Below are 23,031 nucleotides of genomic sequence, written 5' to 3'. Positions count from 1 at the left end.
CCGGGAGGAGCCGTGCCCTCGCACGCCCCGAAACGCTCGACACTCCTTGCGCTGTGCGCCTGTGTCCTGGTCGCCCAGAGCATGGTCGCCGCCATCAACCTGCTGATACCCCAGCTGAGTTCGTCGTCGCTGCACCCCTCGCACAGCGAGATCCTGTGGACGGTCGACGCGTACGTCATCGTCTTCGCCGGTCTCCTCGTCCCGGCGGGCGCGCTCGGCGATCGGCACGGCCGCAAGGGTGCGCTGCTCGCCGGGCTCGGTCTGTTCGCGACGGGCGCCGCCACCAGCGCGCTGGCGACCGGCCCGGCCGTGCTGATCGCGGGCCGGGGGCTGTCCGGCGCCGGTGCGGCCCTGATCACCCCGGCCACCCTGTCGATCCTGATGCAGCTGTCCGGACCCGAGCACCGGGCCCGTTCGATGGCCGCCTGGACGCTGTCGATCGGCCTGGGCGGCGCGGCGGGCAACCTGGGTGGCGGGCTGGCCGGCCAGTTCCTGTCCTGGCGCGCCCTGTTCGCGGTGATGGTCCCGCTCGCCGCGGTGCTCGCCGCCGCCGTCGCCGTCACCACCCCACGCACCGAACGCTCCGCCTCCGGCAACCTCGACCCGCTCGGCACCGTGCTGCTCACCGCGGGCCTGGTCGCGGTCCTGTCCGGCATCATCGAGGGCCCGGCCCACGGCTGGACCTCGGCTCGCATCCTCGGCGCCTTCGCCGCGGGCACGCTCCTGATCGCCGCCTTCACCCTGCACGCGCTCCGCTCGGCCGCCCCGCTGTTCGACCCGCGCGTCTTCGCCTCCTCCCGGCTGCGCGCCGCCTCCCTCGGCACGGCCACCGGATTCTTCGGCCTGTTCTCCCTCTTCTTCGTCAACTCCCAGTACCTGCAGGAGCTGAAGGGCTTCGGCGCGGCCGTCACCGGCGTCGCGATCCTGCCGCTGCCCTTCGGGATGGCACTCTCCCAGAGGCTGGCGGGCCGCTGGGCGGACCGCCCCCGCGCGGTCATCGGCACCGGACTCGCCCTGATCGGCCTCGGCCTGCTCGGCGTCTCCACCGTCGACGCGAGCACCCCCTACGCGGTGTACGCCTGCTGGCTGCTGGTCATCTCGGCCGGCACCGGCCTGTCCATGCCGGCCCTGACCTTCGGCGTGGTCACCTCGCTCCCGCCCCACCAGGCGGGCCTCGGCTCCGGCCTCGGCACCACCGCCCGCGAGACCGGCGCGGCCCTGGGCGTCGCGGTCACCGGGACCGTCCTGTCCTCCCACGCGGACCTCGCCGGCGGCATGGGCCCGGCCCTGCGCACGACCGCCCTGGTGGTGCTGGCCGCGACGGCGCTGGTGGTCGTCGGATACGGCGGCCGGGCCCGCTCGCACTCCGTCGCGTCCGGCCCCGACCGCGTGCTGTCGCGCTCGGCGCGCTCCTGAGCCCCGGCCTCACCGCGGACGTCCGGGGCCCCCGGAAGCGGACGCCCCAGGGAAAGAGCACGGGACGCAAAGAGCACGGGACGGAGCGGGCGGTCCGCGGAAAGTGCGCGGGACGAAATGAGCGCGGGGTGGAGCGGGACGGCACGGTACCGGCGCGCCCGCTACGCGCACCCGGTGGCCGTCGGGCAGAAGGACGCCAGTGCCGTCGTGAGCGGCCTGCGGACCAGGCCGTCGGACAGGCTCTCGGGGCCGCTCGCGCGGATCGCGTACAGCGTGCCGTCGGCCGCCCGGAAACGGTGGTCCACCACCCGGCGGGCCCCCTTGTCCCGGTCGTCGTAGCGGTACGTCAGCTCGGCCCAGTCCGCTCCGGAGCGGCGGGCGAGGGCCCGGTAGCCGGGCCGGTGGGAGTAGCCGTAGCCCGGGTCGTTCTCGGCCAGGTCCAGGGACTCGGTCACGGTGGGTTCGGCCAGCCCGAAGATCTGCAGCTGCCGGCCGTCGGACGGGGAGTCGTAGAAGACCACGGCCGCCTTCTCGCCCTGCTCCTGCCGCCTGGTCCAGCCCTCGGGGACGGCGAGGGTGTAGCCGACGGGGTCGCGGACGAGGCGGTAGCCCGCCGGAGGCCGCGCCGACACCCCGGGTGCGGACGGGGAGGCGCCGGACGCGGTGGTGCCGGCCGGGGGCGAAGAGGCCGGGACCGAGGCCGAGGTGGAGGTGGAGACGGTGACACCGCCGGCTGCGGCGGTTGCCGACGGGGAACCGCCGCCGCCGTCGTCCCGGCCGAGGTACCAGACCCCCAGGCCGGCGGCCGCGCCGACCAGGGCCGTGGCGGTCACGAGGGCGATCAGCCGGCCGCCCCGGGCGCGCCGGGAATCGTAGGACGGTGCGGGAGCCGCCGCGGGCGTGCCGCCGGCGTGGGCGGGGAGGGGAGCCGCCACGGGTGGGCCGCCCGCCTGGGTGGCGGCGGCCCAGGGCGGGGGCGGAGGCGGTGGGACTGCGGCGGGGCCGGGGTCCGCGGGCGGCGGCACGGGGGTCGTCCGGGTCTCCTCGTAGGCCCAGGGCGGCGGGGTGCCCCCGGGCGACCAGGCCGCCCGGCCTCTGTCCTCGGCGGGCCCGCCCCCGCGCCCCTCCTCGCTGTTCCGGCCGCCGCTCCAGCCACTCATCACGAACCCCCCGAATCACCCTTGCCTGCACTGCTTTTGACAGTAGCGGCGAAAACGGGCGCGGGCCCCGCTCCGGACGAAACCGGAACAGGGCCCGTGCAGGCGCGCTGTGGAGAGCGGCCGGAGGCGGACTCAGATGAGGCCCAGGCCGCGGACCGCCTCGCGCTCCTCCTCGAGCTCCTTGACGGAGGCGTCGATGCGGGCGCGGGAGAACTCGTTGATGTCCAGGCCCTGGACGATCTCGTACGTGCCGTCCTTGACGGTGACCGGGAAGGAGGAGATCAGACCCTCCGGGACGCCGTAGGAGCCGTCCGACGGGATGCCCATGGAGGTCCAGTCGCCGTCCGCGGTGCCGTTGACCCACGTGTACACGTGGTCGATGGCGGCGTTGGCGGCGGAGGCGGCGGAGGAGGCGCCACGGGCCTCGATGATCGCGGCACCGCGCTTGGCGACGGTCGGGATGAAGTCGTCGGCCAGCCACTTCTCGTCGTTCACGACCTCGGCGGCGTTCTTGCCGGCGACCGTGGCGTGGAAGATGTCCGGGTACTGGGTGGCGGAGTGGTTGCCCCAGATGGTCAGGCGCTTGATGTCGGCGACCGTGGAGCCCGTCTTCTTCGCGAGCTGGGTCAGCGCGCGGTTGTGGTCGAGGCGGGTCATCGCGGTGAAGCGCTCGGCCGGGACGTCCGGCGCGGCGGCCTGGGCGATCAGGGCGTTGGTGTTGGCCGGGTTGCCGACGACGAGGACCTTGATGTCGTCCGCGGCGTGGTCGTTGATGGCCTTGCCCTGCGGCTTGAAGATGCCGCCGTTGGCGGAGAGCAGGTCGCCGCGCTCCATGCCCTTGGTGCGGGGGCGGGCACCCACCAGCAGGGCTACGTTGGCGCCGTCGAAGGCGACGTTCGGGTCGTCCGTGATGTCGATGCCCTGGAGCAGCGGGAACGCGCAGTCGTCCAGCTCCATGGCGGTGCCCTCGGCCGCCTTCAGCGCGGGCGTGATCTCCAGGAGACGCAGCTTGACCGGCACGTCCGCGCCGAGCAGCTGGCCGGAGGCGATGCGGAAGAGCAGGGCGTAACCGATCTGGCCGGCCGCGCCGGTGACGGTGACGTTCACGGGAGTGCGGGTCATGGCGTTCTCCGTATGACAGCTGGCGGTGGGGCGTCACTGCCCCGGCGGATGATCGATCTCTTGGCGTCAAGAGAATCCAGCGGTCAGGCTATCGCGCATCCGGCATGCGAGACGTCCGGGGTCATGTGGCTCAGCCCACAAGCCGGACCCTCCGGGCGGATCCCGCATCCCGGGCCCGCCACCTGAAAGGCGGCCGCCCGTCCGGGAGAGGAGGACGAGGACGGCCGCCTAGGGGGGTACCGGATCACCGGATCCCGTGGGGGTACGGTTCGCGTGCCCAGGATCCGGCGGGCCATGCACCCGAATCCCGAATTCCACCCGAATTGATTCGTGATCCCCGTTGCTTCGCGCCCCGGCTCAGGTCGCGACCCCGCTCGCTCCACAGGCCCGTCCACTCCACGGCCCCGCTCACCGAACGGCCTCACTCACTGAACGGCCCCACTCGCTCCAGGCCCCGCTCCCTTCACGGCCCGCCCGCTTCACGACCGTTCTACTTCGTGCATCCCGTACGCCCGGAGGCGAGGGTCGCGCACGCCTTGGCCTCGGCGGCGTCCTTCACGGAGACCATCGGCGTGTAGGCGATGGTGTCCCCGACCTCGGTGATGTCCCCCGTCCGGCGGACCTTGCCGACCGAGATCCGGACCTGGTCGCCCCGGGTGGCACCGGTGATCCGTCCCCAGGCCGCGCCGCAGGCCTTGCTGTAGCGGACCTCCAGGGTGGTGGTGCCGATGGTGGCGGTCTGCGCGGTGGTCACCAGGTCGCCGGTGCACCCCATGGCCTCCGCGTCCTTGCCCGCGCAGGCGGAGCCGCTGCACTTGACCCCGGGGGGCAGGCTGGTGCGGGCCGTCGGGGACGGCGACTTGGCCGCCGCCGGCTTCTTGCCGCCGCCGTGGTGGGTGAAGAAGAAGACGGCCGCGACGACGACGAGGACACCGGCGGCGCCCGCCAGGAACATCGTCAGCCAGGTCCTGCCGCCGGACTTCCCGCCCGAGGGACCGGTGCCGGACCGCTGGGCCGGCGGCTGCGCGTCGAAGGGGTTCGGCACACCCGGCACACCCGGCGCACCCGGAACACCTGGCACGCCCTGGGCACCTGGCGTACCCGGCTCGCCCGGCGCACTCGGCACAGCCGGCCCACCCGGCGCACCGGGCACACTTGGCGCCCCCGGCGACCAGCCGGAAGCGGCCGGCGTGGCGGAGGGCCGTGCCCCGGCACCGGGACGGCCGGTCGCGTTCGAGGGGCCCTCGTAGCCGGCCAGGCCCCAGGAGTTGACGCCGGGCGAGGCCTCGGGGCTCTCCGTGTTCTCCTGCTCGTCGGCCTCGGAGGCCGTCGGCCGGGAGGGGACCGCCGGCTGCGGGGAGGGCGCCGGCTGTGGCGGGATCGTCGGCGACACCCCCGCGGGGCCGGCGATGCCCGGGGTCGGGTTGGCACCGGCGCCCTTGCGGGCGGTCCTGGTTCCGCTCGCCTCTTCGGCCTCGGCCGCCCCGAACTCCCCGAGCGCGGCCCGCGCCTGGGAGATACGGATCTGCTCCATGGTCCGGTCGTGCCGCATCTCCGCCCGGCTCCAGGCGCGTTCGGCCAGCTCCCACATGGTCGTGAGATGGACCGGATTGGTGCCGGTGACCTCGGCGAGCGCGACGATCGCGCCCTTGGGTGCGAGGAGCCGGCCGCCCAGGTAACGCTCCCACGACGTCTTGCTGTAGCCGGTCCGGTCGGCCAGCGCCGCGATGCTCAGGCCGCTGCGGTCCACGAGCCGGCGCAACTGGCTCGTGAATTCCTTGATCTGCGGATCCAGCTCATCCGGCAAGCCTTTCCATCGAGGCATTGCTTCCCCCCACCTTCCCCCCGTCGTGCTCCTGGTTCTCCGCGCCTGTCCCGCACGTGGCCCCGTGCCGGACCGGTGGTCACGTACCGGCACGGCCCCGTTCTGGCTACCCACAGAGATGCGCTGACTAAGGATCCCAGTTCCCGGAGCGGGGGCGCACAGGAGCATCGGCTCCGCCCGCCGTGCCCCTGATTCCACGGGGTCTTCGTACCGTATCCCCGTTTCGTCGGGACATCGACACGATGGCGACACATGTGGCAGGGCGCGGACACCGTAGCGGAACGGTCACCTCCGTGCCACAGCGTGCAGAGGGGCGTTGAACAGGCCGTTCACAGCGGGGAGTCTGGCTCTCGGCGGCGGCTCGTCCTTGCTCGGGGGAGGGGACGAGCCGCTGTTCTGCGCGGTCCCTGCCGGGGGTTCAGCAGCCGGGGACGACCAGTCCCGTCTCGTACGCCACCACCACCGCCTGGGCCCGGCTGCCCAGTTCGAGCTTGGTCATCGTGCGGTTGAGGTGGGTCTTGACGGTGGCCTCGCTGATGTAGAGGCGGTCGGCGATCTCCAGGTTGGACAGGCCGCGGGCGGTGAGCCGCAGGACCTCGGTCTCGCGCGCGGTGAGCACCCCGAGGTCGGGCGGCGGGTCCACGGCCCCGGGAGCGGCGGACCAGGGGCGGGTGAAGGACTCGACCAGACGGCGGGTGACGCTCGGCGCGAACAGGGCGTCGCCGCCCTCGACCGCCCTGATCGCGGCGAGCAGCCGCTCGGGCCCGGAGTCCTTCAGCAGGAACCCGGCGGCCCCGGCGCGCAGCGCCCCGTACACGTACTCGTCGAGGTCGAAGGTGGTCAGCACGAGCACCCGGGGGGCCTGTCCGTCGGCCTGGGCGAGGATGCGCTCGGTGGCCTCGATGCCGCCCGTGCCGGGCATCCGGATGTCCATCAGGATCACGTCGGGCCGCACCTCGGCGGCGAGCCGCACGGCCTCCTCGCCGTCGCCCGCCTCGCCCACCACCTCGAATCCGGGCACGGCGTCCAGCAGGCCCACGAGCCCGGCGCGGATGAGGAACTGGTCGTCGACGACGAGCACTCTGGTCATCGCGTACGGTCGTCCCCCCGCCGTGTGTTCGTGGCCGAGGTGGGCAGGGTCAGCTGTACCTGGTAGCCGCCCTCGGCGCGCGGGCCGACGCTGATCGTCCCGCCGTAGAGCTTGGCCCGTTCGCGCATGCCGATCAAGCCGTGTCCGGCGCCCGTGGAGACTCTGGCCGGATTCACCCCCTCCCCGTCGTCGGTGACACGGACGGTCAGGTCGTTCGGCCCGTAGCGCAGTTCCACCCGTGCGCTCGCCGTGCCCGCGTGCTTGAGGACGTTGGTGAGGGCTTCCTGGACGACGCGGTAGGCGCACAGTTCGACACCGGGCGGCAGTGGCCGTTCGGTGCCCTCGACGGCCAGGTCCACGGGGAGGCCGCCGGAGCGCACCCGCTCCAGGAGGTCGCCGAGCCGGGCCAGGGTCGGCATGGGGGCGCCCTCGGGGGCCTCGGGGTCCTCCTCGCGCAGCACCTGGAGCATGCGCCGCAGCTCCTGAAGGGCCTCGCCGCTGGTGTCCGCGATGGTGCCGAGCGCCCCGTGGGCCTTGCCGGGGTCGGAGGCGAAGACGAAGCGGGCCAGGCCCGCCTGTACGGAGATGACCGACATGTGGTGGGCGACCACGTCGTGCAACTCCCGGGCGATCCGCCCCCGTTCCTCGGCGACCGCGCGCCGGGCCCGCTCGGCCTGCTCCGCGTGCAGCCGCCGGGTCAGTTCGGCGGAGCGGCGGGCCAGGTGCCCGAACCAGACCAGCACCGAGCCGTACAGCAGCGCCTGCCCCAGCACGGAGGCCATGGACGGGGTGTGGCTGACCACCCCGGCGTACGCCCACAGTGCGGTCATGCAGGCCGCGCAGACGAGTGCGGTGCGCAGGGCGCGGACCGAGGCGACCGTGTAGAGGGCCAGCATCGAGCCGAAGGTGCACACCACCGGCCAGTAGCCGAGGGTGATGTGGACGAGCGCGGCCGCCTGGACGGCCGCGAAGACGCCGACGGGCCACCGGCCGCGCAGCGCCACCGGCAGGTGCGCGAGGGCGACCAGGACGTACGCGCGGGTGTCGAGATCCGGCCACCCCTGCGACCGCGACTCCCGTCCCAGCAGGACGGCGACCACGGCCATGGCTACCGCGATCAGCGTGTCCACGACGAGCGGGCGAGGGGTCCTCGGATGCATCGCCGCAGGGTAACGCCCGAGGCGGAGCCGGGGAGTCAACCGGCCGCGGTACCACGCAAGTTGCAGGCGGACGACGACTACCTCAGCCGTCCGACGGAGGAGGTCGGCCCGTAGGGGGACGCGGCGGGGGGCGGACGGCCGTAGCGTCGGCGACGGGGGACAGACCGGTGGCCCGCGCCCCCGGGGGAGGCGCGGGCCACCGTCGGTGGGGCGGTGCTATTTGGGAAGCGTGAAGTGCAGCGTGTCCTTCAGGAACGGGATCTCCAGCCAGGGCTTGGGCTGGGCCGTCATCGCCAGCAGGACGATCATGAGGCCCAATATCCCGTAGGTGGCGACGTCCGTGAAGCGCGAGCGCACGGCGAGCATGCCGACGCTCGGCAGTATGAAGCGCATGACCGCGCCGGCCAGCAGCGCGGCGCCGATCAGCAGGGTGCCGTAGCGGAACACGTCGAGCGCGGTCAGCAGCAGGCCGAGCGCGACCCCGCCGAGCACGACCAGCATCGGCCACTGCCGGGCCGGCGCCGGGGCGTCGCCGGGCGCGGCCCGGCCGCCGCCCTCGGGGCGGGCGGTGTCCTTGGTGAACAGCGGGAAGCGGCGGGTGACCCGCCGCGGCCGCCCCTCGTGGTCGGGAGCGCTGATCGCATCGCGCGCGGCCGGTCCGGTGCCGGGGGTCTTCTCAGCCGGCACTGCGCTCCGCCGCCTCGACCACGTTGACCAGCAGCTGCGCGCGGGTCATCGGGCCCACGCCGCCCGGGTTCGGGGAGATCCAGCCGGCCACCTCGGTCACGTCCGGGTGGACGTCGCCGACGATCTTCCCCTCGGCGTTGCGGGAGACGCCGACGTCCAGGACGGCCGCGCCCGGCTTGACGTCCTCGGCGCGGATCAGGTGCGGGAAGCCGGCGGCCGCGACGATGATGTCGGCCCGCTTGAGGTGGGCGGCCAGATCACGGGTGCCGGTGTGGCACTGGGTCACGGTGGCGTTCTCGCTGCGCCGGGTGAGCAGCAGCGGCATCGGGCGGCCGATGGTCACGCCCCGGCCGACGACCACGACCTCGGCGCCCTTGATCTCGACGCCGTGGGCCCGCAGCAGGGAGATGATGCCGTTGGGGGTGCAGGGCAGCGGCGCCGGCTCGTTGAGGACGAGACGGCCGAGGTTCATCGGGTGCAGGCCGTCGGCGTCCTTGGCCGGGTCCATCAGCTCCAGGATGCGGTTCTCGTCGATGCCCTTGGGCAGCGGGAGCTGGACGATGTAGCCGGTGCAGGCCGGGTCCTCGTTCAGCTCCCGGACGACCGCCTCGATCTCCTCCTGGGTGGCCGTGGCCGGCAGCTCACGCTGGATGGAGGCGAGGCCGACCTGGGCGCAGTCGCGGTGCTTGCCGGCGACGTACTTCTGGCTGCCGGGGTCGTCCCCGACCAGGATCGTGCCGAGGCCGGGCGTGACGCCCTTCTCCTTCAGCGCCGCCACGCGGGCGGTCAGATCGGTCTTGATCGCGGCTGCGGTGGCCTTGCCATCGAGAATCTGGGCAGTCATGACACCATCCTCGCGGATGACCGGCTCCCGGTTCCAATCCGGGTGGCCCCGGGCCGTTCCCCGGCTTCCCGTCCGGCTGACCGTCCTTGATCGACGATGTTGCACTTGCACAACACCTTCTGTATCCGGCTGGACAAGAATCAGCCTTTCCTACGACCATGAGCGCCGCAGTATCGCGGTCCGGTTGGGGGGCAAACCGCTCAGATCCTGACGTTCCTCCGTGCCTTCCGCGTCGTCCCCGCAGCATCAACGGAGGAAATCCGCCATGAGTTTCGGCTCGCCCAACAACCCCTACGGACAGCCCCAGAATCCCCAGCAGGGCTACGGCTACCCGCAGCAGGGGCAGCCCGGTTACGGCTACCCGCAGGCGCCGGGCGTGCCGCCGCAGCAGGGCTACGGCTACCCGCAGCAGCCGGGGTACCCGGGCGGTGCCGGTCCGCGCGTCGCCACGATGGGCCGCCGCTTCGGCGCCCGCGTGATCGACGGCGTCGTCTTCGGTGTCATCTACGGCATCCTGATCGCCGGCGGTGTGGCCTCCTTCGCGGGCGACGCCCAGAAGTGCGACCCGGGCGCCGTCGACTACAACACCTGCATCAACCACGCCAGCTCGGACTTCGTGTCCAAGTTCGGCGCGATCTTCGGCGTGCTCGCGCTCTTCGGCCTGCTCTACGAGTGGCTGATGACGGGCCTGGTCGGCGCGACCCTCGGCAAGCTGGCCGTGGGCATCCGCGTGGTCAAGGCCGACACCGGCCAGAAGCCCGGTCTGGGCTCGGCGTTCATCCGCTGGATCATCCCGATGGTCGGCAGCATCGTCTGCGGCATCGGCCAGCTGCTCGTCTACCTGTCCCCGTTCTGGGACAAGTCCGGCCGCCAGCAGGGCTGGCACGACAAGGCCGCGAGCACCATGGTCGTCCAGAACTGACGCACGCCACGCGACAGAACAGTTCGCGCCATTCACCGTCGAGGGCCGTGTCTCACCCGTCCAGGGGAGACACGGCCCTCGTGTGTCCGCCTAGTCTGGCTGGGTAGCCGTTCCGGCCGGGGCAGCCGTCAGGCACGGGGAGACGCACCTTGTACAGCATCATCGTCGTACCTCCGCCGACCCCGGAGGACCGGAACCACCGCGCCCGGATCCGGCTCGCCCCCGGCGAGCGCCTCACCTTCGGGCGGGCGCCCGGCAACGACCTGCCGATCCCGCACGACGGGGTCTCGCGCCGGGCCGGCGAGCTGAGCGCCCAGGGCGCCTTCTGGATACTGAGCAACCTCTCCGCGCACCAGACGTACGTCGTGGAGAACCCGGAGGGCGCCGGCGAGCACATCAAGGTCGGCCCGGGCCGGCTGGACGCGCCCGTCCCGTTCGAGTTCTCCCGGATCGTGCTGCCCGCCGCCGGGGACCTGCTGACGATCGAGGTGTGGGCGCCGCGCCACGACTACCTGCGCGACGGCGGCCCGGCGGACGGCGACACCACCGCCCCGGCCTTCTCCGTCGACCGCACCAAGCGCTACTTCGCCGTCCTGGCCGCCCTGTGCGAACCGCGGCTGCGCGGCGACCCGCACGCCCCGCTGCCCACCGTGGACCAGGTCGTGGAGCGGCTGCGCCCCGCCTGGCCGGCCGCCTCGCGCACCTCGGTGCAGTGGAACATCGACTACCTGGCCGTGAAGCTGCGTCTCAAGCCGGGCCCGGAGACCGCGGACACCGGTCCGCGCCTCAACGGCAAGAAGGAGTCGTTGGTCTCCCTGGCGCTCCGCTTCGACCTGGTGCGCGAGGACGACCTGGTCGTGCTGTCCGCGTCGACCAGCCGGGCGGCGCGGTGACCGAACCGTTCGCCGTGCCGGTGCCCAGGGGCTACCGGGTCGGCGCCTGGGAGGTGCGCGAGCCGATCGCGACGGGCGCCTTCGGCAGCGTGTACGCGGGCCGGCGCACCGGCGACCGGCCCGCCGCGGGGACACGCCGGCGCCGGGAGGCCGGGCTTGCGGAGACCCGCGAGGCCGGGCGTGCGGAGGCTCGGGAGGCCGAGCACGCGGAGACCCGGGAGGCCGAGCCCGGGCGGGGACGGAAGGCCGAGCACGCGGAGACCCGGGAGACCGAGCGCGGGTGGGGACGGAAGGCCGAGCACGCGGAGACCCGGGAGACCGAGCCCGGGCGGGGACGGAAGGCCGAGCACGCGGAGACCCGGGAGACCGAGCGCGGGTGGGCTCACGGTACCGGCGCCGGCGTCCCGGAGGCGGAGGCGGACACCGGCGGCGGCGATCCGCCCCGGACCGCCGCCCTGAAGTTCCTGCCCACCGGCACGGGCACCCCGCGTCAGCTGGCCCACCTGCGCGAACTCATCGACCGCGAGATCGACCTGCACCGCCGGCTCAGGCGGCCGCGGCTGATCCGGATGTACGAGACCCTCGTCGTCGACGACCCGGAGCACCCCGACCTCGACGGCGCCACCGTCCTCGTCCTGGAACGGGCCGAAGGCTCCCTGTCCGCCCTGCTCGCCGCGTCCCCCCGCCCGGCCGCGGGGCCCGCCCTGCTCGCGCAGGTCTGCGAGGGACTGGCCCAGCTGCACCGGGCGGGCTGGGTGCACGGGGACCTGAAACCGGCCAATGTGCTGCTGATGGCGGACGGCTCGGCGCGGCTCGCCGACTTCAACATGGCCGCCGAGCTGGAGGGCACCCACGCCTACACCCCGGCCTTCTCCACCCCCGACTACACCCCGCCCGAGCTCCTGTGGTCGGAGATCGGCGAACGCGGGCGGCGGATCCGCCCGTCCGCCGACGTCTGGGCCTTCGGCGTGCTCGCCCACCTCGTCCTCACCGGCTCCTTCCCGCTCTCCGGCGGCACCCCCACGGCCCGCCGCGACGCGGCGGCCGCCTACGCCCGCGGCGCCGACGAGCTGCGCCTGTCCACCGAACTGCCGGACGCCTGGCGGGAGATCGTCCGTGACTGCCTGGCGCGCACGCACGCCGCGCGCATCACCACCCAGGCGCTGCTGCGCCGCGTCGAGGCGGCCGCCGGTACGGGCCGCTCGCCGCGCCTGCCCCGTCTGGTCCCGCGCCGCAGACGCCGGCCGGCGGTGATCGCCGGTGCCGCGGCCGCCACCGTCGCCGTCGCGGCCCTCGGCTACGGCATCAGCAGCTGGGCCGGGAACGGCGGCGACCGGTCCCAGGAGCGGACCCACGGTGTCACCCAGGCCGCCTACGGCGCCGCCGAACTGCGCACCGACAGGGGCATCCCGGTGGTCTACCGCAAGCTCATCGTGGACTCCGCGCACGCCTGCGCCCGGCCCGACGTCTCGCCCGCACTCGTCGCGGCGATGCTGAAGGCCGAGAGCGACTTCGACCCGAATCTCTTCGACCCCGGCAAGCAGGAGTACGGCATCGCCCGCTGGACCCCCGCGGTACTGCGCTGGTGGATGCGGGACGACGGCGTCCCCGCGTCGGCGACGCCCACGCCGCCGCTGTCCCCCTCCGTGTCCGTCCCGGCCATGGGCCGCTACCTCTGCTACATCGACTCCCATCTGAAGGCCGGCCTGCCCGGCGACAGGCAAGTGCTGACCGCGGCCGGATACCGGACCTCGTACAAGAGGGTGAACGACGCGGGCGGAGTCCCCCCGGAGTACCGCACCTACGGCGCCCGCGTCGCGCACTACCTCAAGGAGTACACGCCCCCGGGAAAGAAGTGACCCTGAGACTTCCGAGGTACCGGCGGGCGGGCGCCGCTGGGACGGTGGAACCACTCCGCCACGACGGAGTGACCAACTCGTCGTTCACATGGGGGAACACGTGAACATCGCCAAGCCCGCCGCGCTGCTCGTCGCGGCCACCGCCCTGCTCGCCGGCTCCACGGTCGCGGCGACCGCCGCCGTCCCGGACGGAACCCGGGTCACCGCCCTCCAGCGGACGGCCGACCAGGTGCTCGCGGGGCACCCCAAGCCCCTGAAGGTCACCGCCGACACGGTCCGGTACGACGGCCTGACCCTCACCGCCGCCCCGCGCGGGAAGGCCGCCGCCAGGGACCTGGACTGCGCCTACGGTCACCTGTGCATGATCGTCAAGGGCACCAAGTTCGACTTCTACAAGTGCCAGAGCTGGGACGTCCACAACTGGACCGGCGACGGCCCGTTCACCAACAACCAGACGCCCGGCACGGTCGCCAGGTTCTACAACCAGGACGGCAGTGTCCGCTGGACGTCGACGGCCTACCAGGCCGGCACCGCGACCTGGGACCCGATCTGGTCCCTGCGCCCCTGCTGATCCGGCAGGAGGAGCGACGGCCTCCGGCTCCCTCGGGGGAGGGCCGGAGGCCGTCGGCGTGCGTCGGGCGGGACCCCCTGGGGTCCCGCCCGGCGGCATCAGTGGAAGAAGTGGCGCGTGCCCGTGAAGTACATGGTCACGCCCGCCTTCTTGGCGGCCTCCACGACGAGTTCGTCACGGATCGAGCCGCCCGGCTGGACGATCGCCCGGACGCCGGCGCCGATGAGGATCTCGGGGCCGTCGGGGAAGGGGAAGAAGGCGTCGGAGGCCGCGTAGGAGCCGCGCGCCCGCTCCTCGCCGGCCCGCTCGACGGCGAGCTTGCAGGAGTCGACCCGGTTGACCTGGCCCATGCCGACGCCGACGGAGGCGCCGTCCTTGGCGAGCAGGATCGCGTTGGACTTCACCGCGCGGCACGCCTTCCAGGCGAAGGCCAGATCCTCCAGCTCCTCGCCGGTGAGCGCCTCACCGCTGGCCAGCGTCCAGTTGGCCGGGTCGTCGCCGTCGGCCTGGAGCCGGTCGGTGGCCTGGAGCAGCACACCGCCGTCGATCTGCTTGGCCTCCAGCCGGTTGCACGGGCCGTTCGGGGCCTTCAGCACGCGGATGTTCTTCTTCTTGGCGAGGGCCTCCAGGGCCCCCTCCTCGTAGTCCGGCGCCACGATGACCTCGGTGAAGATCTCCGCGACCTGCTCGGCCATCTCCTTGCTGACCGGGCGGTTCACGGCGATCACACCGCCGTACGCGGACACCGGGTCGCAGGCGTGCGCCTTGCGGTGCGCCTCGGCGACGTCCGCGCCGACCGCGATGCCGCAGGGGTTGGCGTGCTTGATGATCGCGACACAGGGCTCGTCATGGTCGTACGCGGCACGGCGGGCGGCGTCCGTGTCCGTGTAGTTGTTGTACGACATCTCCTTGCCGTGCAGCTGCTCGGCGTCGGCGAGGCCGCCATGGCCGTCGACGTACAGGGCGGCGTCCTGGTGCGGGTTCTCGCCGTAGCGCAGGGTGTTCTTGCGCTCGTAGGTGGCGCCGAGGAAGTCCGGGAAGCCCGACTCGTCCACGGGGGCGTAGGAGGCGGCGAACCAGGAGGCGACGGCCACGTCGTAGGCGGCCGTGTGCTGGAAGGCCTCGGCGGCCAGACGCCCTCGGGTGGCGAGGTCGAAGCCGCCGGCCTGCACGGCGGCGAGGACGTCGGCGTACCGCTCGGGGCTGGTCACCACGGCCACCGACGGGTGGTTCTTGGCGGCTGCGCGCACCATGGACGGGCCGCCGATGTCGATCTGCTCGACGCACTCGTCGTCCGAGGCGCCGGAGGCGACCGTCTCGCGGAACGGGTAGAGGTTGACGACGACCAGGTCGAACGGCTCCACGCCCAGCTCGGCGAGCTGCTCGCGGTGGCTGTCCAGACGCAGGTCGGCGAGGATGCCGGCGTGCACCTTCGGGTGCAGGGTCTTGACCCGGCCGTCCAGGCACTCGGGGAAGCCCGTCAGCTCCTCGACCTTGGTGACGGGGACGCCGGCGCCGGCGATGCGCCCGGCCGTGGACCCGGTGGAGACCAGCTCGACACCGGCGTCGTGCAGGCCGCGCGCGAGGTCTTCGAGGCCGGTCTTGTCGTAGACGCTGACGAGCGCCCGGCGAATGGGCCGCTTGGTGCTCTCGGCGGTGGCGGTCACTGGATAACTACCTTTCGTCCCTCAATGCGATAGCCGTTGCGGGCGAGCCGCCCCACGACCTCGACGAGCAGCCTTCGCTCGACTTCCTTGATGCGCTCGTGCAGCGCGCTCTCGTCGTCCTCGTCCCGGACCTCGACCACGCCCTGGGCGATGATCGGGCCGGTGTCGACGCCGTCGTCGACGAAGTGGACGGTGCAGCCGGTGACCTTGACGCCGTACGCGAGTGCGTCCCGCGCGCCGTGAGCCCCGGGAAAACTGGGCAGCAGGGCAGGGTGCGTGTTGACGAACCGCCCGCCGAAGCGCGCGAGGAATTCCTTCCCGACGATCTTCATGAACCCGGCGGAGACCACCAGGTCGGGCTCGTACCCGGCCACGGCCCCGGCGAGGGCGGCGTCCCACTCCTCGCGCGTCGCATGGTCCTTCACCCGGCACACGAAGGTCGGCAGCCCTGCCCGCTCGGCACGGGCGAGCCCCTCGATACCGGTGCGGTCCGCCCCGACGGCGACGATCCGCGCACCGTACGAGCCGGCTCCGGTGCGCTCGATCTCGTCCAGCAGCGCCTGCAGATTGGTGCCGGATCCGGAGACCAGCACGACGAGGCGCTTGGCCGCTGGGCCAGCGGGGGTGGCGGCCACGGTGGGGCCCTTTCTCGGGGAAGCGGGTGTCCGGCCGGCGGTTTGTACAGTCGTACGAATGCATCGCACTCCCGTATACGGGGAAGTCTACGAAGCGGCCGACCGCCAGCAACGATACCGGCACTGCGGAAGGCCCCCACGGGACGGGTGCGTGGCCGGAAGGTAGCGTTCGGGAGGTATCGAGAACGAGCAGCCTCGGGAACGTGGTCGCCGTGCGGCGCGTTCACGGGGTGGAAGCTCTCGTCGGACTGCCGTATCCACCTAGGGGAAGACGCTCTTTTGATGCCCGATCGCAGCCTGCGACTCCTCACGTTCCCCCCGCGCCCGGCCCAGGGGGGCGAGCGTGGCTCCGTGCTGCTGCGGGAACGGCCGGCTTCGCCGCCCGAGGCGCCCACGGGCGGGCAGGACGACGACCGGCGCAGCGGTGAGCAGCAGGACGACAACCCCTTCGCGCCACCGCCCGAGGGCACACCCGACCGGCCGTGGCAGCCCCGCCACCCCGACGGATCGTCCGGCTCCGGGGGCGGCTCCCACTGGGGCAGCCAGTGGAGCGACCGCCAGCCCGGCGGTTCCCCCGACGGCTTCGGCGAGCGCCCCGGCGGCGGCCCCGGAGGCCCGGGCGGCCCGGGCGGGCCCGGCATGCGCTGGGACCCGACGGACCCGGCCCAGCGCCGCGCCCGCTATGCGCTTCTGTCCGGCATGTGGGCCGTCTTCTTCGTCCTGTTCAGCTGGCCGTACGTGGCTCTGCTGCTGGGTGCGCTGGCCGTGTACTGGGGCATCAGCGCCCTGCGCGCCAAGCCCCGCACCCCCGACCCGGACACCCCGAACACCCCGGCCGGCCCGGCGGCCCCCGCGGGCGCCCGTCCCCAGACCACGGCGGCGATCGGCGGCCTGGTCACGGCCGCCCTGGCCCTGGCCCTGGTGGGCACGTCCTTCGCCGTGCAGTTCGTCTACCGCGACTACTACACCTGCGTCAGCGACGCCCTGACCCACGAGGCCAAGCAGTCCTGCGACCAGCTGCTGCCGAAGGAGCTGCGCGGCGTCCTGGGCGTCGGCAACAGCTAGGGCCGCCCAGGCCGCTCCGGTCCGGCGGATCACGCCGGATCCGGGGCCCGCGCGCCTGGATGTGCGGGGTGTGTGCGGGGTGGGGTGCGCGCATGCGTCGGGGCGTGCGCCTGGGGTGGGTGCGCCCTTGCGTTGGAGTCCGCGTGTGGGGTGGGGTGCACGCTTTCGTTCGGTGGGGCGTGCGTGGGGGTTTGGGCACGCGCTCCTGTTGGGGCGGCGTGCGCGTGGGGTGCACGCTCTCGTTGGGGTGCGTGCAGCCTTCGGGTGCGCGCATTCGTTGGGGTGCGCCGTCCACGGGAGGCCTACGGGGTGCCCGGTGAGTCGGGTGGCTCGGCGGGCGGGCGAGGGGCGTCCGTCGGAGGTGACGGCCTCGGCAGGGACGGCCGGTCGGCAGAGGCGGACTGCTCCGCACCGGCGGGCATGGGCGCGTCCGCCGGCGGGCCCGACGCAGGTGATGGATCCGGCAGTGCCGGGGCGGGGGACGGTTCCTGCGGGGCCGGGGGCGGCGGCGACTGTTCCTGCGGGGCCGGGGTGGGCAACGGTTCCTGCGGGGCGGGAGCACGTGACGGATCCCGCGGAGCCGGGGCAGGTGACGGATCCTGTGCGGCCGGGCCGTCGGACGGAGCGGGCGAGGCGGGCGAAACCGGGGGCGCGGAGGCCTGGGACGTCGGGGCTTGGGACGTCGAGGACGGGGACGTCGAGGACTGAGGCGTCGGGGCCGGAGGTGGGGAGGCCTGGGACGTCGAGGCCTCAGGTGTGGAGGCCTCGCGGACGGCCGCCCTGCGGGAGGTCCGGGGGAGGTCGTCGTGCCAGGCCGAGGCGAACGGGTCGGCGGCCGGCAGGAAGTCGTACAGCTCGGCCTCGTCCGGCTCGGCGCCGGTGGAACCGGGCTCCGGACGGGCCCGCCCCTTCCCCGCCTTCTCCCCGGCACCCTGCTGCAAGCTCTCCTGCGCGGTCGCCGTCGCGGCCTTGCCCACGCTCTCCGTCCCCTGTCCGGGAACCGTGACCCGGGCCCGCCGGCCCCGCATTCGCCACGCTCGCACCACGAGCACCACCGGCATCCCGATCACCGCGACCCAGAGCCCGGCCGCCGGCCCGCTCTGCCACCACAGCGGGCCGAAGCGGGCCAGCGCGGCCGCACCCAGTGAGCCGCCGGACAGACAGGCGAGGAGGCCGAAAGCGGCCGCGCACACGAGCGAGGCCATCAGGTGCACCCCGGTGGTCCGCAGTGCCGACCAGCGCACCTGCACCTGCACCTGCCCCACCTCGACCGCCCTGCCGGCGGCCCCGTGGGACGTCCCTTCGGCCTTTCCTCCAGCCTGCCCTTCGACCTCTCCTTCGGTCTTCCCGCCGGGTTTCCCTTCGGCCTTCCCACCCGGTTTCCCTTCGGCCTTCCCGCCCGGCTTTCCTTCGGCCTTCCCACCCGGCCTTCCTTCGGCCGTCCCTTCGGCGGCACGTTCCGGCTGCTCATCGCGTGCCACGGCCGCCCGCGCCACGAACCACGCGACCGTCACCCCGGCCGCCACCGGCACCAGTCCCGCCGCCCAGTTCAGCGGTGTCCCCGCACCCGCGTCCGGTACCGCCGCGAGCAGCGGGAACGGCGGCAACAGCGGCGCGGGGTCGGAGACGAGCGGCTGCACCAGGTGTCCGGTGCCGAGGACGAAGCCGGGGCCGAGGGCGTAGGAGGCCGACCACACCGCCCCGTTGGGGATCAGCGCGGCCCCGAGCAGCAGCACCGCGAACCGTCCGGTCCAGCCCTCGGTCAGCTGCACGAAGGACACCCGCGCCGCCTCCCCGTGCAGGACCAGCGACACCCCGAGCAACACGGCCCCGCCCCCGAAGAGGACCGCCGTCCCGGCAACCGCGGCCCGTGCGGCCGCGCCCAGTCGTGCCCCCGCGTCCGCCCCGGACAGCAGCCGCCGTGCCGGACCCGGCAGCGCCCGCAGCAGGGCGAGGACGGGCTCGCTCGGGCAGCCGTGCGCCGACCAGATCCCGGCCGCCGCCGCGCCCGCGGCGACGAGCGGCAGGCACACCATCACCCAGCCCCACTCGGGCCGCAGTTCACTGGCGGAGCAGTACAGCGCGGCGGCGACGCCGACCGTCAGGTAGCCGAGGACCACCCCCGTCCACGCCGTGCGCGCCAGGACCGGCGGCGGCCCGTCGGGCTCGGGGGACACGTCGGTCGCGTCCCGCGCCGCCCGGTACAGCAGCCACACCGGCACCGCGAGGAGCAGCAGCGGGGTCAGGCCCACCGGCTGGGGCACGCCGGAGAGCGTCTCGGTGCGGGCCAGTTCGACCCCGTGCGCCAGCAGCCACAGCGCGGCGGCGATGTGCAGTGCGCCGCCCGGCCCGCTGTCGGGGTACGGCGAGCTGACCCACAGCGCGAGAACGAGCACGGCGAGCGAGCCGAGTCCGAGCCCCGCGGCGACCGCGCCGCCCACGAAGCTCTCGCCCAGCCCGGGCGAGCGGTTGCGCATCCGGTGCAGCAGGAACGACAGCAGCATGCGGCGAGCGGTCATCAGGGTCACGCCCGCCATGCTCCCAACGACACGCGCTTTCCCGTCGTAACAGGCGAACCCCCGATGTGTCGCTCAATATATGTTTATGTTCTTTTTCGTACGAAGGGGTGTCTTGTGACGGAGAGCCCTGTCGACCGGCTGCCATCGCCGAAGGAACGCCGACGCGCCCGCGAGTCCGGGGCGCTGACACAGACTCAGGACGCGCACGCCCTGACACCCGCTCAGGCCTTCGACGCGCTGTACGCGTTCTGCGCCCCCGCCCTCGTACGGCAGACCTACCTGCTCACCGGGCGCCGGGAGCTGGCCCGGGAGGCCGTGGAGCGTGCCTTCCAACTCGCCTGGCAACGCTGGCCCGAGGTGGCCCGCGACCGGGACCCGGCCGGGTGGGTGCGGTCGCTGGCGTACGAGTGCGCCCTCTCCCCCTGGCACCGGTTCCGTCCGCGCCACCGTTCCCCGGAACCCCCGCCCGCCGATCCCGACGACCGCGCGCTGCTGCACGCCCTGCTGGAGCTGCCGCCGTCGTACCGGCGCACGCTCGTGCTGTACGACGGCGTCGGGCTCGACCTGCCGGAGACCGCGGCGGAGACGGAGGCGAGCACCCCGGCGGCGGCGATGCGCCTGACCCACGCGCGCGCCGCCGTGGCCGCCCTGGTGCCGGAGGTGGCCGACCCGGCCGCTCTGCACCGCCGGCTCGCGGAGCTGGCCGCCACGGAGCACCTGCGCGCCGCCAAGCCGCCGACGGTGCGGACCTGCGGCGAGCGCCGGAGCGCGTTCTGGACCCGGGCGGCCATCGCCTTCACGGTCACGATCGTCGGAGCGACGACACTGACCCTGCGCACGGCTCCCACGCACTACGTACCGCCCATCGCCCCGGCCCAGGCCGTACAGGGCGTTCCCCCGCCACCGGCCCTGGGCCCCCTGTCCCAGGACGACCTGACCCTGCGCACCAAGCTGCACCGGGCCACGGCGAACGGGCCGGAACGCATTGCACCGACGGCACGCTGACGCGCCGTGAGCACGCACGGACGGTCGCGCCTCCCCGGCGTTCCACAGCCCGGGGAACTCGCCGGCGGCGGCACGGGGGGGCGCGGCGGTACCCGCGTGGCGCGGACCGGTGGAAACGGCGGTGGGCCCGCCCCTGCAAAGGGAACGGGCCCACCGACGTGCAGCTGGGAAGCTCAGGCGCTCAGGATCTCCCGCGCCAGCTTCGCCGTCTCGGTCGGCGTCTTGCCGACCTTGACACCGGCGGCCTCCAGGGCCTCCTTCTTCGCCTGGGCGGTGCCGGACGAGCCGGACACGATGGCGCCGGCGTGGCCCATCGTCTTGCCCTCGGGCGCGGTGAAGCCCGCGACGTAGCCGACGACCGGCTTGGTCACGTTCTCCTTGATGAAGGCCGCGGCCCGCTCCTCGGCGTCGCCACCGATCTCACCGATCATGACGATGATGTCGGTCTCGGGGTCGTCCTGGAACGCCTTGAGCGCGTCGATGTGGGTGGTGCCGATGATCGGGTCACCACCGATGCCGACGCAGGTCGAGAAGCCGATGTCGCGCAGCTCGTACATCATCTGGTACGTCAGCGTGCCGGACTTCGAGACCAGGCCGATGCGGCCCGGCTTGGTGATGTCGGCCGGGATGATGCCGGCGTTCGACTGACCGGGCGTGATCAGGCCGGGGCAGTTCGGACCGATGATGCGGGTCTTGTTGCCCTTCTTGCCGGCGTACGCCCAGAAGGAGGCGGTGTCGTGCACCGCGATGCCCTCGGTGATGACGACCGCCAGCGGGATCTCGGCGTCGATGGCCTCGACGACCGCGTCCTTGGTGAACTTCTCCGGGACGAAGATGACCGTGACGTCGGCGCCGGTCTTCTCGACGGCGTCGGCCACGGACCCGAACACCGGGATCTCCGTGCCGTCGAAGTCGACGGTCTGGCCCGCCTTGCGCGGGTTCACACCACCGACGATGTTCGTGCCGGAAGCCAGCATGCGCTTGGTGTGCTTCTGGCCCTCGGAGCCGGTCATGCCCTGGACGATGACCTTGGATTCCTTGGTGAGGAAGATAGCCATGGTTTTCTGTGACCTCGTCCCTTACTTCGCGGCAGCAGCCAGCTCGGCGGCCTTGTCGGCCGCGCCGTCCATGGTGTCCACGCGCTGCACGAGCGGGTGGTTGCGGTCGTCGAGGATCTTGCGACCCAGCTCGGCGTTGTTGCCGTCCAGACGGACGACCAGCGGCTTGGTGACCTCTTCGCCCTTGGACTCCAGGAGCTCCAGGGCCTGCACGATGCCGTTGGCGACGGCGTCGCACGCCGTGATGCCGCCGAAGACGTTGACGAAGACGGACTTGACGTCCGGGTCGCCGAGGATGATCTCCAGGCCGTTCGCCATGACCTCGGCGGAGGCACCGCCACCGATGTCGAGGAAGTTGGCCGGCTTGACGCCCTTGTGGTTCTCACCGGCGTAGGCGACGACGTCCAGGGTGCTCATGACGAGACCGGCGCCGTTGCCGATGATGCCGACCTCGCCCTCGAGCTTGACGTAGTTGAGGCCCTTCGCCTTGGCGGCGGCCTCGAGCGGGTTGGCCGCGTCCTTGTCGTGCAGCTCCGCGTACTCGGGGTGGCGGAACTCGGCGTTCTCGTCGAGCGACACCTTGCCGTCGAGGGCGATGACCTCGCCCGAGGCGACCTTCGCGAGCGGGTTGACCTCGACGAGGAGGGCGTCCGACTTGATGAAGGTGTCCCACAGCTTCACGAGGACGTTGGCGACCTTGTCGGCGACCTCGGCCGGGAACTTGGCGGCCGCGACGATCTCGCGGGCCTTGGCCTCGTCCACGCCGTCGATGGCGTCGATCGGGGTCTTGGCGACGGCCTCCGGACGGGTGGCCGCCACCTCCTCGATCTCCATGCCGCCCTCGACGGAGGCGATGGAGAGGAAGGTGCGGTTGGCACGGTCGAGGAGGAAGGAGACGTAGTACTCCTCGACGATCTCCGGAGCGGTCTCGGCGATCATGACCTTGTGGACCGTGTGGCCCTTGATGTCCATGCCGAGAATGTCCGTCGCCCGGGCGACGGCCTCGTCCGCGGAGGCAGCCAGCTTGACGCCGCCGGCCTTGCCACGACCACCGACCTTCACCTGCGCCTTGACGACAGACTTGCCGCCCAGCCGCTCGGTGATCTCGCGCGCCGCCTCAGGCGTGTCGATGACTTCACCGGCCAGCACCGGTACATCGTGCTTGGCGAAGAGGTCCCTCGCCTGGTACTCGAACAGGTCCACGCGCTTCCGTCCCTATCAGTGATCTCGCGGTTCGTTGGATGCGTGGGCGTGCCGCGAAGGGCAACGTGACGTCCGCTGTCACTAGGGAGGCGCACACGGTGTCCGAGCGCGCGGCATGTCCGTCTCGCAGGTTATCGCCGCTCGCATGGGCTCTCTAAATCAGGGGGTCACACCTGAGCGGTGATACCTGTCACATGATGCCGCGCTTACTGGCACGGCGTGCCGCACAGGCGAGGCCTCACCGGGCTGGGGTTGACCCGGTGAGGCCTCTGTTGGGCCCTACAGGGGCCGAAGCGGCTGATCCCCACCCCAATGGGGACCAGCCGCCCT

19 protein-coding genes are annotated in these 23,031 nt (G+C 73.0%); 7 read left to right on the top strand and 12 right to left on the bottom strand.

From position 1 onward, the window contains the following. Nucleotides 1-12: 12 nt before the first annotated feature. Nucleotides 13-1,416 (top strand): MFS transporter, encoded by a 1,404-nt coding sequence (locus tag ACFZCP_RS00515; protein WP_391422760.1) that lies wholly within the window; start codon nucleotides 13-15, stop codon nucleotides 1,414-1,416. A 161-nt stretch (nucleotides 1,417-1,577) separates the two neighbouring features. Here the strand turns inward: ACFZCP_RS00515 and ACFZCP_RS00510 are convergent, their stop codons facing one another. The 7 genes from ACFZCP_RS00510 to ACFZCP_RS00480 form a co-directional block, all read right to left on the bottom strand. Then, nucleotides 1,578-2,576 (bottom strand): hypothetical protein, encoded by a 999-nt coding sequence (locus ACFZCP_RS00510; RefSeq protein WP_391422758.1) that lies wholly within the window; start codon nucleotides 2,574-2,576, stop codon nucleotides 1,578-1,580. A gap of 132 nt (nucleotides 2,577-2,708) precedes the next feature. Further along, on the bottom strand, nucleotides 2,709-3,698 hold the full coding sequence (locus ACFZCP_RS00505) for a malate dehydrogenase (protein WP_391422756.1): 990 nt from the start codon (nucleotides 3,696-3,698) through the stop codon (nucleotides 2,709-2,711). 490 nt (nucleotides 3,699-4,188) lie between these two features. Beyond that, nucleotides 4,189-5,505 (bottom strand): helix-turn-helix domain-containing protein, encoded by a 1,317-nt coding sequence (locus ACFZCP_RS00500; RefSeq protein ID WP_391422754.1) that lies wholly within the window; start codon nucleotides 5,503-5,505, stop codon nucleotides 4,189-4,191. A 436-nt stretch (nucleotides 5,506-5,941) separates the two neighbouring features. Then, a complete protein-coding gene (locus ACFZCP_RS00495; protein WP_391422752.1) occupies nucleotides 5,942-6,613 on the bottom strand; it encodes a response regulator in 672 nt (223 codons plus the stop codon). Next, a complete protein-coding gene (locus tag ACFZCP_RS00490; RefSeq protein WP_391422750.1) occupies nucleotides 6,610-7,773 on the bottom strand; it encodes a histidine kinase in 1,164 nt (387 codons plus the stop codon). Before ACFZCP_RS00490 ends, ACFZCP_RS00495 begins: the two co-directional genes overlap by 4 nt. A gap of 216 nt (nucleotides 7,774-7,989) precedes the next feature. Further along, a complete protein-coding gene (locus tag ACFZCP_RS00485) occupies nucleotides 7,990-8,460 on the bottom strand; it encodes a DUF3017 domain-containing protein (RefSeq protein ID WP_362693934.1) in 471 nt (156 codons plus the stop codon). Continuing rightward, nucleotides 8,450-9,304, bottom strand: a complete 855-nt coding sequence (locus tag ACFZCP_RS00480; RefSeq protein ID WP_391422748.1) for a bifunctional methylenetetrahydrofolate dehydrogenase/methenyltetrahydrofolate cyclohydrolase — start codon at nucleotides 9,302-9,304, stop codon at nucleotides 8,450-8,452. The genes ACFZCP_RS00485 and ACFZCP_RS00480 overlap by 11 nt, the downstream gene beginning before the upstream one ends. Before the next feature lie 265 nt (nucleotides 9,305-9,569). Here ACFZCP_RS00480 and ACFZCP_RS00475 point away from each other — a divergent pair, with 265 nt between their 5' ends. The 4 genes from ACFZCP_RS00475 to ACFZCP_RS00460 all read left to right on the top strand — a co-directional run bounded on the left by ACFZCP_RS00475 (nucleotide 9,570) and on the right by ACFZCP_RS00460 (nucleotide 13,549). Next, a complete protein-coding gene (locus tag ACFZCP_RS00475) occupies nucleotides 9,570-10,226 on the top strand; it encodes an RDD family protein (protein WP_362693939.1) in 657 nt (218 codons plus the stop codon). Between the two features lie 149 nt (nucleotides 10,227-10,375). Next, nucleotides 10,376-11,119, top strand: a complete 744-nt coding sequence (locus ACFZCP_RS00470) for an FHA domain-containing protein (RefSeq protein ID WP_391422746.1) — start codon at nucleotides 10,376-10,378, stop codon at nucleotides 11,117-11,119. Next, entirely contained in the window at nucleotides 11,116-12,978 is a 1,863-nt protein-coding gene (locus tag ACFZCP_RS00465; protein ID WP_391422743.1) for a protein kinase, read from the top strand. Before ACFZCP_RS00470 ends, ACFZCP_RS00465 begins: the two co-directional genes overlap by 4 nt. A 100-nt stretch (nucleotides 12,979-13,078) precedes the next feature. Further along, entirely contained in the window at nucleotides 13,079-13,549 is a 471-nt protein-coding gene (locus ACFZCP_RS00460) for a hypothetical protein (protein ID WP_391423664.1), read from the top strand. A gap of 98 nt (nucleotides 13,550-13,647) precedes the next feature. Here the strand turns inward: ACFZCP_RS00460 and purH are convergent, their stop codons facing one another. Continuing rightward, entirely contained in the window at nucleotides 13,648-15,216 is a 1,569-nt protein-coding gene (purH, locus tag ACFZCP_RS00455; protein ID WP_391422741.1) for a bifunctional phosphoribosylaminoimidazolecarboxamide formyltransferase/IMP cyclohydrolase, read from the bottom strand. After that, a complete protein-coding gene (purN, locus tag ACFZCP_RS00450; protein ID WP_362693953.1) occupies nucleotides 15,213-15,851 on the bottom strand; it encodes a phosphoribosylglycinamide formyltransferase in 639 nt (212 codons plus the stop codon). The genes purH and purN overlap by 4 nt, the downstream gene beginning before the upstream one ends. 282 nt (nucleotides 15,852-16,133) lie before the next feature. Here purN and ACFZCP_RS00445 point away from each other — a divergent pair, with 282 nt between their 5' ends. Continuing rightward, nucleotides 16,134-16,916 carry a hypothetical protein gene (locus ACFZCP_RS00445; protein WP_391422739.1) on the top strand — a complete coding sequence of 261 codons (783 nt, stop codon included), beginning with the start codon at nucleotides 16,134-16,136 and terminating at the stop codon, nucleotides 16,914-16,916. Between the two features lie 302 nt (nucleotides 16,917-17,218). Here the strand turns inward: ACFZCP_RS00445 and ACFZCP_RS00440 are convergent, their stop codons facing one another. Beyond that, complete coding sequence (locus ACFZCP_RS00440; RefSeq protein WP_391422737.1) at nucleotides 17,219-19,453, bottom strand: DUF6350 family protein; 2,235 nt, start codon at nucleotides 19,451-19,453, stop codon at nucleotides 17,219-17,221. A 96-nt stretch (nucleotides 19,454-19,549) separates the two neighbouring features. Here ACFZCP_RS00440 and ACFZCP_RS00435 point away from each other — a divergent pair, with 96 nt between their 5' ends. Continuing rightward, on the top strand, nucleotides 19,550-20,440 hold the full coding sequence (locus tag ACFZCP_RS00435; RefSeq protein ID WP_391422736.1) for a sigma factor-like helix-turn-helix DNA-binding protein: 891 nt from the start codon (nucleotides 19,550-19,552) through the stop codon (nucleotides 20,438-20,440). Nucleotides 20,441-20,613: 173 nt separating this feature from the next. Here ACFZCP_RS00435 and sucD read toward each other — a convergent pair whose 3' ends face one another. Together sucD and sucC are read right to left on the bottom strand one after the other, a co-directional pair. Continuing rightward, on the bottom strand, nucleotides 20,614-21,498 hold the full coding sequence (gene sucD, locus ACFZCP_RS00430; protein ID WP_362693962.1) for a succinate--CoA ligase subunit alpha: 885 nt from the start codon (nucleotides 21,496-21,498) through the stop codon (nucleotides 20,614-20,616). 21 nt (nucleotides 21,499-21,519) lie between these two features. Further along, nucleotides 21,520-22,701, bottom strand: a complete 1,182-nt coding sequence (sucC, locus tag ACFZCP_RS00425; RefSeq protein WP_067299929.1) for an ADP-forming succinate--CoA ligase subunit beta — start codon at nucleotides 22,699-22,701, stop codon at nucleotides 21,520-21,522. Nucleotides 22,702-23,031 lie beyond the last annotated feature (330 nt).

Source organism: Streptomyces sp. NPDC007971 (assembly GCF_042958635.1).
In the GTDB taxonomy this organism is placed as follows: Bacteria; Actinomycetota; Actinomycetes; order Streptomycetales; family Streptomycetaceae; genus Streptomyces.
This window is presented reverse-complemented; position numbering and strand designations above follow the sequence as displayed.